This window comes from uncultured Ruminococcus sp. (assembly GCF_947301925.1).
Classification (GTDB): domain Bacteria; phylum Bacillota; class Clostridia; order Oscillospirales; family Ruminococcaceae; genus Ruminococcus.
Map to the genome: position 1 here is coordinate 1 of NZ_CAMYUE010000001.1, position 17,622 is coordinate 17,622.

Here is a 17,622-nt window from a genome sequence, read left to right on the forward strand (position 1 = left end):
TACGTCGATGATACTTGGCTGGCGACGGCCCGGGAAATTAGATCAGTGCCGACACTATATACATTATCGGAAGCTCAGAAAGCTTCCGATTTAATGTTATAAGGGCCATTAGCTCAGTTGGTTAGAGCATCCGGCTCATAACCGGACGGTCTGGGGTTCGAGTCCCTAATGGCCCACTGAAAAAGCCTCACTGATAATTCAGTGAGGCTTTTGATATTGTGGCGGCTGATTTATTCGATAGTAACGTATTCAAGCAGTTCATCAGCTTCTTTACGGCTTATGCCGTCTATGAGAAGCAGCTCATAGGTATTGCTGAAGCCTCCGCTTTTCTCGCGGAATTCAATGATACGACGGGCTGTGTCCTCATCAACAGACGGCAGCAGCATGAGAGTATCAATATCTGCGGTATTGATATTTATTGGAGCAGCTTCCTCAAGCGTAAGAGTGTGCTCTGTTTCCTGCTCGGAATATTCAATTTCGTCAGGAGCGTTTTGATCTGTCTCGTCCACAGGTTCATCATAAATGGGATCAACCACATAGATATGATCGCGGATATCTGCGAAAACAGCCTCGCCGATACCCTTGACGTTCATTATCTCCTCAATGTTGTGGAATCCTCCGTTATCGCTGCGGTAGCTGATGATCTCGTCAGCCAGTACTTCGCCTATACCTTTCAGCTTCGCAAGCTCTTCTGCATTTGCCGAATTAATGTCGATATACAGATAGTCTGTGACGGCTTCGGTCTTACTTGCCTTTGTAGTCACGGTAGTTACGGTTTTAGTAGTTGAGCGTTTTGCCTTGGTTGTTGTCGTATTTTTTGATATTTCATGTACTGTGTCTGTGGAAGCTTCGATGCTGTCTTTTCCTATAATGACTGTTGTGGTATTATTTCGTGTATCGCTTGCGTGAAAATAGAACATTGCCGAACCGACTATAGCTGCCGAGCAAAGAGAAAAAACAAGATACTTTTTGAATGAGTTCTTATCCACGCTATCACCTCTGTACTAATAATAGCATATCGAACGACATAAATCAACAAAAAACGACAAAGAATAAGCCGGGAATGGGCTGATATCCGAGTGGATATCAGCCTTTTGCGTTTTATGCTGACTGCTTTATTCCTTCCTCAGAAAGAAAACAGCAGCGTCGATAATTGTGCTCAGTTCGTCTTCAGCGTGAGAAAAGTCGTCATTGGGGAGCAGCTCTCCCTGTATCAGCTTCTTGCCCAGCTCCAGGAGAGTATGTGCAAATGATAGATAAAACAGCTTTATATCGGGGATCTCGCGGACAGTACCGTCTGATATTCCTGTCATATAGGCCTTCTCGAATACCGAGTAGAAATTGATTATAGACCTTTCGTACTCCCTGAGATCCTTTTTCGGTATATTTTCTGATATGAGCAGGAGGTCGAATTCCGACAACAGCCGCATGAATCCCGGGTGTGCCTGATAGAGGACGATGAACATTCTCATCAGGTCGCTAAGCTGCTTGATACCAGGCTGCAATAAAAAGACATCCGACTCGAATATGCCGCTGAACATATTATTAAGTTCATTCCACATATAGGTCATTGCTGCGATGGTTACGCCGTTTTTTGTGCCGAACCAGCGATAGAGCGTTGCAACGCCGATACCGCATTCATCAGCGATATCAGTCATTTTAACGGGGGCTATGCCGTTTTTGAGGAAGAGCTGAGCGCTTACCTCTACAGCCTTGCCGATACGCTTGTTCTTTGAGTTCTCATGAGATGATCCATTATCCATATTACAAACCTCCTTTATGAATGTGGTATAATTGATAGTTTATCTATCAATTGTTGGAAATATTTTAACATATTTTCTGCGCTTTGTCAAGAGGTAGAGAAAGGGAGATCGGTTTATACTGTTGTAAAAAAACACATCGTAGTATAAAAATACTGCGGAGGGCTTTCGTGGAGCTTTTTTAGTGTAAACTATTGAGCAAATTTGTAAACATATTGTCTTTGTAAAGCAGTCCGAAAAATGATCTGAACTATAATGACGGAACTCTTTCTGCCGACTGATCTTAACTGATATTATCGTGCTTTCGGTTATTAGGTAGGAAATATACTATTCAATATGCGATAAGCACTGAAAACCGAATATAAAAATACAAAACAGCAATAAACGGTCAAAAAAGCGCAACAAACGCCTAACGGAACAGAAAAGCGAATATATAGCAAAAAACAGGGAAGTGCAATTACAGTGATAGCACAAAAGTGTTATAAACACAACATAAAATTATCTTGACTTTTTATTGGAGATAAGTTATAATTAATTAACGTTTATGATACTGATTTATGTGCATTTTGGTTAAATAATGCTGTTCTGATTATTTAATTGGCCTATTGTTATATTTATACAATTTCAGCGCTTGTTTGATGTGTAAAACGCTGATTTTTGTTTTGCATCTTCGGAAAGTCCACCCGATATGTAAAAAATAGGTTGTTTTATTATTCAGTACACATTATAATGAAAATGGAGAAATTTGTATCTTATTTATAAGGAGTGATCTTATGAAAAAAACCAACCTTTTCGGTAAAATGCTGTCAGCTGTTACCGCAGCAGCTCTGCTGCTGACAGGCTCGACGGTATTTTCCGGAACCGAACCCCTGAAGGCTTCGGCAGCAGGTGCAGCTGTTATCGACACCACAGAGGTGCATCAGACCATCAGAGGCTTCGGCGGAATCAATCTTCCCGAATGGATCTCTCAGGGTGATATGACCGACGCTCAGGTACAGAAGGCCTTTGGCAACGGAGAAGATGAGCTTGGCTTTACTATCCTGCGTATCTATGTCAGCGACGATTCCAGTGCATGGAGCAGAGCTGTTCCCACCGCCAAGAGAGCTCAGGCTCTGGGCGCTACAGTTTTCGCTACTCCCTGGAACCCGCCTGCTGCTATCAGAAACACCGTAAACGGCGGCCTTTCGGGCGGTAAGTATCAGCTCAAGAAGGACAAGTGGGCTGAGTACGCACAGCACCTCAACAGCTACTGTAAGTACATGGAGGGACAGGGAATAGATCTCTATTCCATTTCTGTTCAGAATGAACCTGACTACGCTGAGGAATGGACCTACTGGAGCGCAAGTGATCTTGCTTCATTCATTGCTCAGTACGGCAGCGCTGTCAAGCAGGGCACCAATGTAAAGCTCATGTCTCCCGAGAGCTTCCAGTACAGGAAGGATATCTACAATACCATACTCGGAAACAGTCAGGCATTTGCCAATACCGATCTTTTCGGTACTCATTTCTATGGAACTTCCCGTAATAACATGGATTTCCCGTCCCTGGAGAACTGCGGCAAGGATATCTGGATGACCGAGGTCTACGTTCCGGATTCCACTTCCGACGCCGATCTGTATCCTCAGGCTCTGGATGTTGCCGAGAATATCCATAACGGTTTGGTAGTAGGAAATCTCAACGCCTATGTATGGTGGTATATCAGAAGATCCTACGGTCCTATGAAGGAAAACGGCCAGATCAGCAAGCGCGGCTATTGCATGGCTCAGTACTCCAAGTGGGTACGTCCCGGCGCTGTTCGTATTGGCGCTACAGAGCAGCCTAACAGCAATATCCTTGTTTCTGCATACAAGAACACAGACGGCACTATCGCAGTTGTTGCTATCAACAAGAACAGCGGCGATGTTAATCAGGAATTCCAGATGGCAAGCGGTGAGGATTTAAAGTATGTTGACAGCTACACTACTTCCTCATCATCAAATATCGCCAAGAAGGAGCTCTCAGCAAGCGGAACAAGCTTCTCCGCTACACTTCCCGGAAAGAGCGTTACTACTTTCGTTCTTTCAAGCGAGGGCGGCGGACAGGATCCTTCTCAGGTTCTTGACGACGACGGATACTTCTATCACGATACATTCGACAGCGCTACAGGCAGCTGGACAGGCAGAGGCGCTGCTTCAACAGAGCTTGCTTCAGGCAAGGGCATGGATGGCACAGGCGCTCTCAGCGTATCCGGCAGAACAGCTACATGGAACGGCGCTGTAAAGTCACTGAGCTCAAGGACATTCGTTCCCGGTACAGCTTACAGCTTCGCAGCTAATGTTATGTACAACAGCGGTCCTGCAGAGCAGACCTTCCAGCTCACACTCCAGTACAATGACGGCACAGATGCAAAGTATTCTCAGATAGCTTCGGCTACAGTTCCAAAGGGCGAATGGGTACAGCTTGCAAATCAGAGCTATACTATCCCCGCAGGAGCAACTGATCTCCAGATCTATGTGGAGACAGATTCAAACGATACGGACTACATCAGCTTCTATGTTGACGAGGCGGTCGGCGCTCCCGAGGGAACGGTCATCAAGGGCGCTGATCCTCCCAAGCAGGTCATCCTGGGCGATGTAAACTTCGACGGCGTTATTGATTCATTCGATATGATCGCTGCAAGGAGAGGCATTATCAAGGGCGACTTCACAGGCTCCACACTCAAGGCAGCAGACATTGACCAGAACGGCAAGTTCGAGGTTGCTGACCTTGTAAATATCCAGAAATTCGTACTCAAAATGATAACAGAATGGCCTGAGCCAGAGGTACCTCCTACGCCTCCCGTTGATACTTCAAAGTGGGATAACTATCAGGAGACAGCTTCGGCTCAGTATATCGACTTCTACAAGAGCTCCATCAAGCACATGGGCAATACCTACAGACTTGCACAGAAGCTTACAGCAGCTGAAAACGGCGAGTCTCTCACAGTTGCTTATCTCGGCGGTTCCATAACCGAGGGCAAGAACTACACCACACCTTTCTCCAACTACCTTAAGAACACATTTGCTAAGGGCAGCTTCAAGGAAGTAAACGCAGGTATGTCAGGTACTTCTTCGGTTGTAGGACTTGTCCGCAGCGAAAAGGATATCGTATCTCAGAATCCCGATATCATCTTCCTTGAATTCTCCGTAAACGATCATGAGGATATCATGTATAAGAAGTGCTTTGAGAGCTGTATCAAGAAGTTCCTTGATATGCCCAACGAGCCTGCTGTAGGTATCATCATCACCCGTGCACAGGGCGGCTTCTCAAGCCAGAACCAGATGTACCCCATCGGCAAGAACTTTGATATCCCCGTTATCAGTATGGATGACGCGCTTACAAAGGCGTTCAACAGCGGCTTCCTCAAGGCAAGCGATTACTACACAGACGAGTATCATCCTCATCAGAAGGGCGGTCAGCTTGTAGCAGACTGCATGGCCTACTATGTACGTCAGGCATTAAAGTCTGAAAATCAGTCAACAGGCTATACACAGCCCACAAGCTATGTTTACGGCGCAGAGTATGCAAACTGCGTAAACGTAAATCCCAAGGATCTGAACAACTTCAATTCAGGTTCATGGTCAGCAGGAAACGGCTATAATTCACTTCCTTACTCGTATACGCTCAACGGCGGAAGTCCTATGACCTTCAAGACACAGGGCAAGGGTCTCATAATCGTGTTCAAGGCTAACAGCTCAGGTATGGGCAGCATAAATGTTACTGTAAACGGCAAGACCACTAAGGTCAACGGCAACAAGCAGTACACATGGGGCGGTCCTGACGCAGAGCTTGGCTACTATCAGGATACAACAGGAGATCTGGATGTTTCCATCAGCGGAAGCGGAAGCTTCACCATCTGGGGCATAGGTCTCATCAAGTAAAGCTTGGCAATAAAAGGCTTCAACCATGTGTTGAAGCCTTTTTTTATGTCAAACCATATGAAAAACACAAAAATCTATTGATTTTTCGGGAGAAATAAGATAGAATTGTTTTAGAGCTAAGAATTAAGAGCTAAGAATTAAGAACTAAGAGCTAAGAACTAAATATAAGGAGTGTCATAAATGGCTTCATCAAAAGACTATCTCGAATTCATACTTGAACAATTATCAGGACTAAGCGACATAACATACCGCGCCATGATGGGGGAGTACATCATCTACTGTCAGGGCAGGATCATAGGCGGCATCTATGATGACAGGTTCCTTGTGAAAAATACTCCCTCGGCAAGAAGGCTCATGCCCGATGTACCGCTGGAGCTGCCCTATGAGGGAGCAAAGGAGATGCTCCTTGTTGAGGACGTAGATAACAGGGAATTTCTCACGGAGCTCATTGAGTCTATGCTCGATGAACTGCCGCTGCCTAAGAAAAAGCGTAAATAGCAGGTTCTTATCATAAAAATCCAGATGAAAAGAGGTCAGGGAATGAACAGACTGAAAAAACTCCTTGCCGCCGCAGGTGCGGCTGCGCTGGCTTTTTCGGCTTGTCCTGTTACCGCGCAGGCGGCAGTAACTGCGGACTATGCCGATGAGTACGGCGAGGTCATCAGCGGTGCCGATTACACCATTATGGTGCGGCTCAGCGGCAAGTTCATAACAGCTGCAAGTGACGGGAATGTACACCAGTGGGAGAAGCTGGGGGACGATTCGCAGATATGGCATATCGAGAGCGCAGGGAACGGAAAATGCTGCATACTCTCGGCAAGGGACAGAAGCCTTGCTCTGACTGTGGAGAACGGGGATTCCACCAACGGCAACAACATATATCTCTCGGAGTACAAGGACACCGCCGCTCAGCATTTCATACTCCACCGTACAGATGACGCTTACTATATAACGGGTGAGTGCTCGGGAAACGCTGCTCTTGATGTGTACGATATCAGCCATGATAACGGAGCCAACATAGACCAGTGGGACTACTGGGCGGGCGAGGGACAGAAGTTCTACATCCGTCCCGCAGGAGGAGACTTCAGGTTTATCCGCGGAGACCTTAATTTTGACGGCTGCGTTGACAGCTATGACCGTATCATCATGCAGCGCGGAGTTGTGGCAGGCTTTGATGATACCATGACCGCTGTGGCCGATATGGACGGCAATAACACTGTGAATACCGCAGATCTGGTGCTTCTTACACAGTATCTTCTGGGAAATGATACCAATATAGACACATACAGCGTCATATCCAATGAAAAGCCCGATGTGGCATATCTCTTTGCCTATTTCCTTGGAAATGCTCCCGAGCAGGAGCGGCTCTCCTATGCAGTCAGCACCGACGGCTACAACTTCAAGGCCCTTAACGGCGGCAAAGCTGTATGGCAGTCAAGTGTGGGCACGGAATGTCTGCGTGATCCCTACATATTCAAGGGCGAGGACGGTCTGTACTATATGCTGGCCACGGATATGAAGTCCTCACTGGGCTGGAACAGCAACAGGAACCTTCTCAGCGCAAAGTCCACCGACCTTGTACACTGGTTCGACGAGACCAGCATAGAGATCGCCAATAAATATTCAAATATGCAGGGCGCAGACCGCGCATGGGCTCCACAGGCCATATATGACCCCGAGAAACAGTCCTATATGATATACTTTGCGGCGAGAGTTCCCGGGCGCGATGACAGGACTATCATGTATTACGCCTACAGCAAGGATATGAAGAAGCTGGACACCGAGCCGCAGCTACTCTTTGCGCCGAAGAACGGCAATGACGCCATTGATTCCGATATAATCAATGTGGGCGGCAAATACTATATGTACTACAAGAACGAGACCAACAAGAGGATCTATCTTGCTACCTCTGACCACGCAAGCGGTCCCTATGACGAGATAAAGCAGGTATCAGAGGGAAGCCTCGGCGTTGAGGGTCCCAATATCTACAAGCTCATAGGACAGGACAAGTGGCTGATGATGTCTGATGCCTACGGCGACGGCTATTACGTTATGCAGGAGACTTCAGACCTTGTGAACTTCACCTCCCTGAGCCGCAGCAGCTACAGCTTCAATTTCACGCCCCGTCACGGATATGTCATACCCATCAATGCGGATCAGTATACCGCTCTTATAAACGCCTATCCCTCCGCGGGGCTCACTGCACTTAACACGGGTTTCAAGTCCCTTGATGTCAGAGTTGGACTTGGTGAGAATATGTCTTCGGTTCCGAAGATGCTAACGGCGGAGTACTCGGACGGCGGTACCTGCGATATGAGCTTTGACTGGGCAGGGCTTTCCTACATGGTGGATACCTCACAGCCGGGAGTTTATCAGGCTCAGGCAAGGGTGAAGTCCAGCTCTGAGCTTTATGCCGACCCCTTCATAAAGGAGAGAGCCGATCCCTATATAGTTGACGGCGGCGACGGGTATTATTACTTTACCGCCTCATATCCTGCCTACGGCAGCGTTGACAAGGGCTACGACCGTATCATACTGAGGCGCAGCAATACCGTGGGCGGACTTGCCTCCGCTGAGGAAAAGACCATATGGAAGGCTCATTCAAGCGGCATAATGGCAAAGCACATCTGGGCTCCCGAGATGCATTACATAGGCGGCAAGTGGTATATGTTCTTCGCAGCAGGCGCAAGCAGCGATATATGGGCAGTACGTCCCTATGTACTCAGGTGCGACGGCGACCCTTACACGGGAAACTGGACTGAATGCGGACAGATGCAGGCATCGTCGGGAGATACGGACTCCTTTCGCAGCTTTTCACTCGATATGACCTATTTCGAGAACAACGGCAGACACTATGTGATCTGGGCTGAGATAAAAGGGGATTCCTCCCTTTTCATGGCGGAGATAGACCCTGCCGAGCCCTGGAAGCTCATATCAAAGCCCATACTTCTCACAAAGCCCGAGTATAACTGGGAGCTGGTCAACAACCGCGTAAATGAGGGCGCTGCTGTTCTGAAGACCGACAAGAAGGTGTATGTTTTCTTCTCGGCCTCGGGTACAGGCTCGGAATACTGCGTGGGAAGGCTTGAAGCGGATATAAATTCCGACCTCATGAACGCGAACAGCTGGAAAAAGCTAACCTCGCCCGTGCTTTCGTCGGCAGACGTAAGGGGCTGCGCAGGTCCCGGGCATAACAGCTTCGTAAAGGACGAAATGGGCAATCTGCTCATAGTATATCATGCACGCCCCGACTCTCATTCGTCTCAGGGCTGCGGCACATATAACAAGGATCCCCTCTACGACCCGTGCAGACACACCCGTATCAGGCGTGTTGCATTTGACGGAAACGGTGATCCCGTTATCAACCTCAGTGACGAGGCGGAGCTTGCTCCGCAGAATAAGAACATCACGGTAAATATCGTGGTGGGATAAAAGTAAAAAGACCTGCTTCGCCATCAGCGGAGCAGGTCCTGTTTTTATTTGTTTATCAGCATTCTTCTGAGAAGTATGAGATCGAATACGTCGATAACGCTGTCCTCGCAGAGGTCTGCGGCTTCACTGTCGGCAATATCGCCGTTTCCGAGGAGGAACTGCTGTACTGCCACAAGATCGGCTACATTTACACTGCCGTCGCTGTTGACGTCGCCCATGAGCTTCTGCGGTACGGGAGCTGTGGTCGTTCCGGTCGGTCTCTGAGCAGGATCAAAGCCGGATATTTCGTTGAAGAGCTTTTTAAGCTCCTGATCGGACATTTTGCAGTTATCGCGGTCATAGTGACCGCCGGGTGTAGACCAGAGTACGGGGCAGAGCTGACGTTCATAGGCGGCCTTGCATACAGAGCTGAGGAAAAGCCTTACGGAATCGGGCTCCTTGCCCTTGGTGGGGCAGCCGTATTCTCCGATGATAACGGGTATGCCCTTGTCGATGAAGCCGTTCTTCATCATATCCATATTAGCATACAGCTCATTGAAGTCCTGTTCCGTCCCCCATGAAGAACGAGCCTTTGCCCAGTCTGCGTCCTCATCTTCAAGGATAGCAAATCCGGGAGGAGTATAGTAGTGTACGGACACAGCCATACGTCCAGTGGGATCCTGAGGCATTTTGAACAGGGGATCGCAGGTGCGGTCGAAGCCTGTATTGTAGCCTGATATCAGCAGGTGACGCTTGGGATTGTTTCCTCCCGAGCTGCGCACAACGTCCACAAACTTCTGGTTTATCTCGTTTACGAGAGCATATGACTCCGCCTTTCCCTCGGTGCCGCCCCATGGGTTCCAGAGCTTTTCCCAGCCAAGTTCCTCGTTCTGGGACTCAAACATGAGATGATCGCCGTAGTCCTTGAAGCTGTCGGCTATCTGAGTCCACATAGTCTCATAGCGGCGCATACACTCGTTCTTATTCTCGGGGAAGGTGTTTACCCAGCCGTTATCCCAGTGTATATTGATTATACAGTACATATCGGCGTCGATGACCCAGTCGACTATCTGATGTACGCGCTGATCGAGAGCGGGACTGATGCTGTAGTTCTCGCCCATAAGGTTTGACCAGGCGACAGGTACGCGGACAACGCCGAAGCCCTCGTCGGCCATGCCACGGATCATCTGCTGAGTAATGACGGGACTTCCCCATGCAGTCTCGTAGTCCTGAGGGGTGAGAACTCCGTCTCCCCATTTCATGTCATTCTCGGCTATCCAGTCGCCGCAGGCTTCCATGGTGTTGCCCAGATTGATGCCGATACCCATGTCCCTGACTATCTCCATGGTAGTCATATCGCGCATAGTGTCGGCGTGATCTGTTTCTGCTGCCGCATTGCTTCCGAGTAAGGAAACAGAGATCAGAGCGGCAAGAGATGTGCATAAGATCCTTTTGAACATAAATATTCCTCCGTTTTTTAATATCCCTGAAAAAAACGGACTTGTTACCCAATACCATTATAGCATCTCTGACACAAAAATGCAACATTATTTTGATATTTTTCGGGATAAAAGGTATATAAATTGTCAGTAAGCCGCGGAAAGTTTTTTGTATAGCCGAAAAATAAAGGTGCAGCTGCAACTGCACCTTTATGTCATTATTCAAAATCCGTGATAAGCCCGAGGAGCTTTTTCTGTATCTCCAGAGCGTCGTTTGCGGTAAGTCCCTGAGTGCCCTTTTCCACATCTCCGTTGATCCTGCCCTGAGCGGTCAGGTGGCGTGGGTCAGAGCCGTTTATGCCGTATTTATTGGGATTTGCCAGCGCCTGCATAATGAGTATCGCGTCGGCCAGCTCTACCACTCCGTCGCAGTTGGTGTCGCCGCGGAGCTCCTGATCCTGTGTGGTGGTCACTGAGGAGGCGTCTGCCACCTCCAGTATATTCACAATGTTTACCGTTGAGCTGATACCCTCGGGAGTTGTGAGCTTTACGGAGTAGCTGCCCTCGTCGGAGCTGTCAGCCTTGGTTATGGTATACTTCTGAGCTGAAGCGCCCTCGATGGGCTCGCCATTGTGATACCAGCGGAAGCTGAGATCGCTGCGGTCTGTCTTCACGCCCATATGGAATTTCTCGCCTGCTTTTATCCGCACATCGTGTTCTGTGGAATAGACTGTTATCTTTGACGGTATATCAACGTTCTTTGCGGTCATATCGCCTAAAAGCTTCCAGTCGTTTCCGCTGTCCTGAAGAAAGAGGCGTACCGAGTCCACAGGTGTGCCGGGGTCAAGTCCCATGACTTCAAAGGGCACCTTGAATTCCACCATGCCGTCCTTCCACTTGCACTGGCAGCCTGCATAGGAATCGTGATTGAAGTAAATGAAGCCGTTTGAGGCGTAATACAGCCAGTAGCGCTCGCCGCCGCTGTAAACTTCGAGGTTGTATACGGGAGCAGCGGCAGCGTCTGACATCTTACCCATGACGTACAGGGCGCTCTCGTCGGCCTTTACTGAGAGAGACTGCTCCTCCTTGGTGAGGAGGATATCATTTTCCTGCCACTCGCGGGGACTGGACACTGCTCCGTCAACTACAGTCAGTCCGTCAAGGGTAATTGGCGGAACGTAGCCCTGAAGCCCTGATATAACATTTGCCTGATACATTTGGTTGTCGGTGCCGTGCTTGTCGGAGCTTTCGATCTTTACGCTGCCCATGCGGTTAGCGCCCAGCTGAGGATCCCATATGCCTTCATTGGCAAATCTTATACCGTACTTGGGCAGCAGGGGAGCTGTACGGTAATAGTCCGTACCTGTGGTCACATCCGGCGTTATCCTGAGATAGATATTCCAGTCGCCTTCGCCGATATTGTCGGGAAGCTTTATGGATATCTCGTTGTCGGTCTTTCTTTCAGTGTCCCAGTCGCCTCCGTTATTGAATCTTACGCCGGCGCTGTATATCACACCGTCCTTTTCAAGGAGTACCGACTGCGTAGTGGGGAATACTATCTCCGCAAAGCCTGTGTTTTCAAGCGAGAAGTTCATTTTCAGCTCGCCGCCCTGAACGGTGACGGCAGTATTCTCCGCCTTTCTCACCACGAAGCGGTAGCCGAGATGATCCCTTATGAAGCGGAAAACGGTCTGTCCGTAGTACGCGGAGTTATCAACTCCCTCAACGTCATATTCCTCTCCGAAGGTGTAGTCCTTGTAGAGCTGGAAGATGTTGCCGTTTATGTAGCTCAGACGGGTCTTGTACATTTCGGGTATGGCGTTTTCGGGGAGGTATGTGTCGAAGCCCTTTGCATATTCGATATTTCCCGAGAATTCGCCGCCGTAATAGGTATGATGCGTCACGCGGCTGAGCCAGCCTGTTTCGGTGTTGCGGTTTGCAAAGGTGCCGAGGTCGCTGTTGCTTCCCATATAGCCGTCATTGTAGAGTCCCACACGGTCAAAGTCGGGGATATGGGGGAGTGGTTCAACGACCACATCGGGATCATCATAGTTGTAGACGGTGTAGTACTGCTCATCGTCAAGGTCTGATCGTTCCAGTCCCAAGAACTTCGCAAAAGTGTCGGGAGTCCGTACTGTAACGGGGACAGGTTCGGGCACAGCGCTGAGCATTGCGCTGAGGAGCTGCGCCTTGTAGTCCGTGGAGGTGTATTTTCCACCGTGCTGCTCGCCCCACTTGCCCACGAAGCCGCTTTCCACAAAGGCAAGGATATCCGCATTGTCGGAGAGTATCCTGCTTTCCTTGATCTGCTTGATATGCCTGAGCACCTGAGCGAAGGTGGCGGGCTCGGGGTTATCCTTGCCGTTGGCGTCATAGCGGAAGCGTACAGCTATCATACAGCCGTTTTTGCGACAGTTATCGAAGGTCTGACGCCATGCGCTGAAAAACGTCTCGTCAAGGTCATAGTCCACGCCCTCTGTGTAATTGCCCTCATCGTCTGTGGTACCGTTGGCGCCTGACGAGAAGGCTCCGATATCAATGAAGAAAAGGACTATACTTCCTGTGGGGCTGTAGACCTTAGTATCTCCGGGCTTGCATACTGCCCAGACCGTATTCGTATATCCTGCGCCCGGATTCTGTATGGTCTCAACCGCCTCGGTGTAATTGATGCCGCTGTCTTTGAGGCCTTCATCGGCGCTTGCAGCAGGTATGCATGGGACTGACGGAATCAGCACCGCAGCAGACAGAAATGAAGCTATCAGTTTTTTTATCATAGTGTTTCCTTTCCGTTAAAAAACAGGCGCTTCCGAAGAACGAAAGCGCCGTTATGTCATGCACTCATATATTCCTTTGATATTTTCAGTTCGCCAGAAGCGATCTTTTCTCTGAGAACGTCCAGAGGTACGGGTTTGCTGAAGAGGTAGCCCTGTGCGCGGTCGCAGCCGATAGCTTCGAGGAAGCTGAACTGTTCGGCGGTCTCTACGCCCTCGGTCAGGGAGATCATATCCAGCTCCTTGGTAAGTCTGACGATATTCTCAAGTATAGGACGGGTCTTTTCATTGCTGGTAAAGCCCGACAGGAACTTCATATCTATCTTGAGTACGTCGAAGTGGTAATCCTTCAGCACGTTGAGCGACGAATATCCGCTTCCGAAGTCGTCGAGCCATACCTTGTAGCCGAAGCTGCGCAGGTTCCTTATGGCGTCAGGCAGGAAGTCCTGCTGATCCGTAAGAGCGCTCTCCGTTATCTCGATGTCGATATAATTCTTCGGGACGGAATATTTCTTCACTGTTTCGCAGAGATAGCCGACTATGTCGCAAAGCTCAAAATCAAGCCTTGAGAAGTTCAGGGATACCGGAGCAAAAGGCCTGTGCTCATCTGCGGAGTTGCGGTAATCCCTGCATACGGCTTCTATGATGTATTCGTCCAGCTTGTATATTTGTCTGTATTCCTCCAGTATCTCGATGAACGAGCTCGGTGAGAGGAGACCGTAATTCGGATCCTCCCATCTTGCAAGGGCTTCAAGGCCGCAGATACAGCCGTCTTCCGTTGATACCACGGGCTGATAGTAGACCTTGATATATCCCTTTTCTATAGCATTGTCGATATTGTTCACGATATAGTGCTTCAGCTGGAACTTGTCCTCCAGTGATTTGTCGTACAGTCTGAGAGTACGGTCGTAATGCTTCTTTATGCTGTTGCAGGCAAATCTTGCGCGGTCGCAGGCGAGGCTTATGTCGGCTTCGTCGCCCACAGGCTTGTAGGCGCCGCATTTCAGTTCAAGGTGGACCTCCTTCTGAAGTCGCTTTATCTCTCCCGAGAGCTGGCCTATAATATTCTTTGCGCCGTCAACGTGGGTGAGGACTACGAAATGATCGTCGGAAAAACGTGAAACCAGCGAGCCCTTGAACAGATCGTCGATCATATGGGCGAATTTTATGAGAAGCTCGTTTCCTTCATGGAAGCCGTATTTTTCATTGTAGGATTTGAAGTTTTCGATATCGAAGAACAGGAATATAATGTTTTCCTTGTCGGTGGTGACGTAGCCGAGGAGCTTTTCGGCTTCATTTCTGAAGTGGACCATATTATGTATGCCTGTCAGCTCGTCCTCGACGGATATCTTTGAAAGGTATGCGTTTATCTTTTCAAGGTCCTCATCCTTCAGAGCCTGTTCTCTTGTCGTGTTGTATTTTGCTATACATACCATCATGGTGGATATCCACATTATGAAGAAGTTGATCTGTGTAGCCACAGTCGTGCCGTGTTCACCTGTGTTCACGGCTATCATTCCGTCAATGCGGTAGTAGAAGTAAAGATATGACAATGAAGCTATGATGAAAGCTATATAGGGACGCCATGTAAGAAGGCAAAGGGCAAAAAGCTCCATTGTAAGGAAGGTGAGTATCTGCTCGCCCTTGGAATAGTCGTTCAGGGATATCTTTATGCCGAAGTAAATACATACAAGTGTAAACAGCCATTGGATTATCATACCCGTGCTCTTTCTCGCTGTCTTTCCGGATATGTATCTCGTGGCGTAAACCAGCATGATCGTTCCCATAAAAAGCAGTATCAGGTAGTTCAGATAATATGTCTTGAAAAGCTGTCTGAACTGAGACTGAAGATTATCGGTGAATATTTTCACGGTCAGCCGTATTATCATCCAGATCTCCAGAACTATTATAACGATGGACATATATATCCCCGCACGCATATTGGTGGAGAAGAAATAATCACGGACATATTTGCTCTGTTTTTCAAAACCAAGTCCGTTCAATATAGCTTTCATATTATCGCCCCACTAATGAAAATAGAAAACATTTGTCAGTTTATTATAACATAATAGCTGTAATTTGTCAATAGAAACGGCTAAAATATGTTGCATTTCAACATAAAGGCATATGCTGCACATAAAATACTAAATGTGATATGAAGATAACTGATATAAAAGTAAAAATCTTGATTTATACGCGGTTTTATGGTATAATAAATGAAAACGTTTGTTATGAGCATAAAAAGGAGGGTATGGATGAAAAGATCGGCGCTGAAAAGAATTGCCGTTTCCGTGCGCAGGGTTCTTGACTCCGTTTTCGGAAGCAGTGCTCCGCAGCTGTGCTTTGAAGCCTTTTTCCGCAGTACGGCACGGCTGTATCTTACAGAGAACGGCTTCATATCCTCCGATGAACCGCGGGGACTGAGCGAGCTGATGCCACAGATATTTCCCGAAACCGACTTCGGGGAGCGCGTCTGCTTCGGAGAAGCAAGGGCGGCTGAGCTTTTGAGTGAGATACCCCCGGATATCTGGAGAAGCGGCGTACAGATCATTGGTCAGCTATATCAGTACTTCATAAGCGAGGACAAGGAAGCCGCACTGGGGGGCATGAAGAAGAATTCCAAGGTGGCTGCGGACAGTCTTCCTGCCGCAACACAGATATTCACACCCGACTGGATAGTACGCTATATGACCGAAAATACCCTCGGAAAAGCTCTTGCGGGCTGCTGCGGAGCGGATACCTCGGGTATGGAATATCTGGTGCAGGGAGAGGTACCTGTATCTGAACGCGATCCCGAGGATATAACCTTTCTCGATCCGTGCGCAGGCAGCGGCAATATACTTATCTATGCCTTTGATATGTTCATGGACCTCTATATCGCAAGGGGGCGTGACAGGGAGCAGGCTGCGGTAACAGTGCTGGAGCGCAATCTTTTCGGCCTCGATATTGACAGCAGAGTGTGCAGGATAGCGCGGTTCGCACTTACCGTCAAGGCTGCGGAGCAGTCACGGAGACTGCTTTTCGGCGGCGTTTCACCGCAGATATACGATATGGAGGGGCTTTCCGAAGCAGGCGCGTCGGAAAGTTTCGCTCACAGTGAGATATTCGGAAGCCTCATAAGACCGTATGCTCCGCCGCAGGAAAAGGATCCCCGGGCGGCAAGGGTGTATGAGCTGCTTACAAAGCGATACAGCGCCGTTGCCACCAATCCGCCGTATCTTTCGGGGGCGAGAATGAATCCCGAGCTCCTCAGCTTTCTGAAAAGGGAGTACAGCGGTCACAGCGCCGATCTTTTCTCCGCATTTATAGTCAGGTGCTGTGAGCTTACGGAGGAGGGCGGCTATGCAGGCTTTCTCACACCTTATGTCTGGATGTTCATAAGCAGCTACAGGAAGCTTCGCCAGCTGCTTTTCGGTGAAAAAACTCCGCTGTCCCTTGTGCAGTTTGAGTATTCCTCCTTTGAGGAGGCCACGGTGCCTGTATGTGCCTTTGCGCTGCGCAACTGCCGCTCCGATGAAAAGGGCGTGTATTTCCGCCTTACAGACTTCAGGGGCGGCCTTGAGGTACAGAGGCAGCGATTCCTTGATGCCCTTGCCCACAGGAACTGCGGATATGTTTACGAGGCGGCTGCCTCGGATTTCGGGAAGCTCCCCGAATCTCCCGCGGCATACTGGGTAAGCGACAGGGTCAGGGATCTGTACAGTGAGAACCCGTCTCTGGGTAGCATATCTGCTCCCAGGAAGGGCAACTCCACCTCGGATAACGAAAGGTTCCTGCGATACTGGCATGAAGTGGAATATGACAGAATAAACATCGGCTGCAAGCGAATAGACAGGGAGGAGACCCGCAGAAAGCGCTGGTTCCCTTACAATAAGGGCGGCGGCTTCCGCAAGTGGTACGGCTTCAATGAGTATATCACCGACTGGTACGATGACGCGGCGGAGATAAGGGCTATCCCCACTGCCGTCATTGCAAACTATCGGTACTTCATGAAGGAGGGTCTCACATGGTCAACGCTGACAAGCGGAAAATTCAGCATAAGACAGTTCGGCGAGGGCTATATCTTCGATAACGGCGGCTGCTGCATATTCGAGCTGGGAGAGCACAGGAACTTCATATGCGGACTGCTGAATTCAAAGGTCTTTGCCTATATATTCGGCCAGCTTAATCCAACTCTGAATTTCCAGTCGGGTGAGGTGGCGAAGTTCCCTGTGATACTAAAAAAATCGGAGGAGGCGGACAGGCTGGTGGAGGAATGTGTTGCCATATCACGGGCCGAATATGATTCCTTCGAGACCAGCCGCGATTTCAGGCGCCATCCGCTGATATGAAAGGAGGAGAC

The 17,622-nt window shown here is 49.0% G+C and carries 9 protein-coding genes and 1 tRNA gene; 5 read left to right on the forward strand and 5 right to left on the reverse strand.

The window, feature by feature from the left end; genetic code table 11:
• Nucleotides 1–102 precede the first annotated feature (102 nt).
• A tRNA-Ile gene (locus Q0Y65_RS00005) sits at nt 103–176 on the forward strand.
• A gap of 54 nt (nt 177–230) precedes the next feature.
• On the opposite strand, the gene Q0Y65_RS00010 is transcribed toward Q0Y65_RS00005, so the two are convergent.
• A complete protein-coding gene (locus Q0Y65_RS00010; protein ID WP_297955206.1) occupies nt 231–989 on the reverse strand; it encodes a helix-hairpin-helix domain-containing protein in 759 nt (252 codons plus the stop codon).
• Between the two features lie 126 nt (nt 990–1,115).
• Complete coding sequence (locus Q0Y65_RS00015) at nt 1,116–1,763, reverse strand: TetR/AcrR family transcriptional regulator (protein ID WP_297955209.1); 648 nt, start codon at nt 1,761–1,763, stop codon at nt 1,116–1,118.
• Nucleotides 1,764–2,533: 770 nt separating this feature from the next.
• Between Q0Y65_RS00015 and Q0Y65_RS00020 the strand changes: the two genes are divergently transcribed.
• The 3 genes from Q0Y65_RS00020 (at nt 2,534) to Q0Y65_RS00030 (ending at nt 9,091) form a co-directional block, all read left to right on the forward strand.
• A complete protein-coding gene (locus Q0Y65_RS00020) occupies nt 2,534–5,659 on the forward strand; it encodes a carbohydrate binding domain-containing protein (RefSeq protein WP_297955212.1) in 3,126 nt (1,041 codons plus the stop codon).
• Nucleotides 5,660–5,839: 180 nt separating this feature from the next.
• Nucleotides 5,840–6,157 (forward strand): TfoX/Sxy family protein, encoded by a 318-nt coding sequence (locus Q0Y65_RS00025; protein ID WP_297955215.1) that lies wholly within the window; start codon nt 5,840–5,842, stop codon nt 6,155–6,157.
• A gap of 42 nt (nt 6,158–6,199) precedes the next feature.
• Nucleotides 6,200–9,091 carry a family 43 glycosylhydrolase gene (locus Q0Y65_RS00030; protein ID WP_297955217.1) on the forward strand — a complete coding sequence of 964 codons (2,892 nt, stop codon included), beginning with the start codon at nt 6,200–6,202 and terminating at the stop codon, nt 9,089–9,091.
• Between the two features lie 44 nt (nt 9,092–9,135).
• Here the strand turns inward: Q0Y65_RS00030 and Q0Y65_RS00035 are convergent, their stop codons facing one another.
• The 3 genes from Q0Y65_RS00035 to Q0Y65_RS00045 form a co-directional block, all read right to left on the reverse strand.
• On the reverse strand, nt 9,136–10,530 hold the full coding sequence (locus Q0Y65_RS00035) for a cellulase family glycosylhydrolase (protein WP_297955220.1): 1,395 nt from the start codon (nt 10,528–10,530) through the stop codon (nt 9,136–9,138).
• Nucleotides 10,531–10,727: 197 nt separating this feature from the next.
• Nucleotides 10,728–13,283, reverse strand: a complete 2,556-nt coding sequence (locus Q0Y65_RS00040; RefSeq protein ID WP_297955223.1) for a DUF4832 domain-containing protein — start codon at nt 13,281–13,283, stop codon at nt 10,728–10,730.
• A 56-nt stretch (nt 13,284–13,339) separates the two neighbouring features.
• Nucleotides 13,340–15,295, reverse strand: coding sequence for a bifunctional diguanylate cyclase/phosphodiesterase (locus Q0Y65_RS00045; RefSeq protein ID WP_297955226.1), 1,956 nt, complete (start codon nt 15,293–15,295; stop codon nt 13,340–13,342).
• A 240-nt stretch (nt 15,296–15,535) separates the two neighbouring features.
• Here Q0Y65_RS00045 and Q0Y65_RS00050 point away from each other — a divergent pair, with 240 nt between their 5' ends.
• Nucleotides 15,536–17,611 (forward strand): Eco57I restriction-modification methylase domain-containing protein, encoded by a 2,076-nt coding sequence (locus Q0Y65_RS00050; protein ID WP_297955229.1) that lies wholly within the window; start codon nt 15,536–15,538, stop codon nt 17,609–17,611.
• Nucleotides 17,612–17,622: the final 11 nt, after the last annotated feature.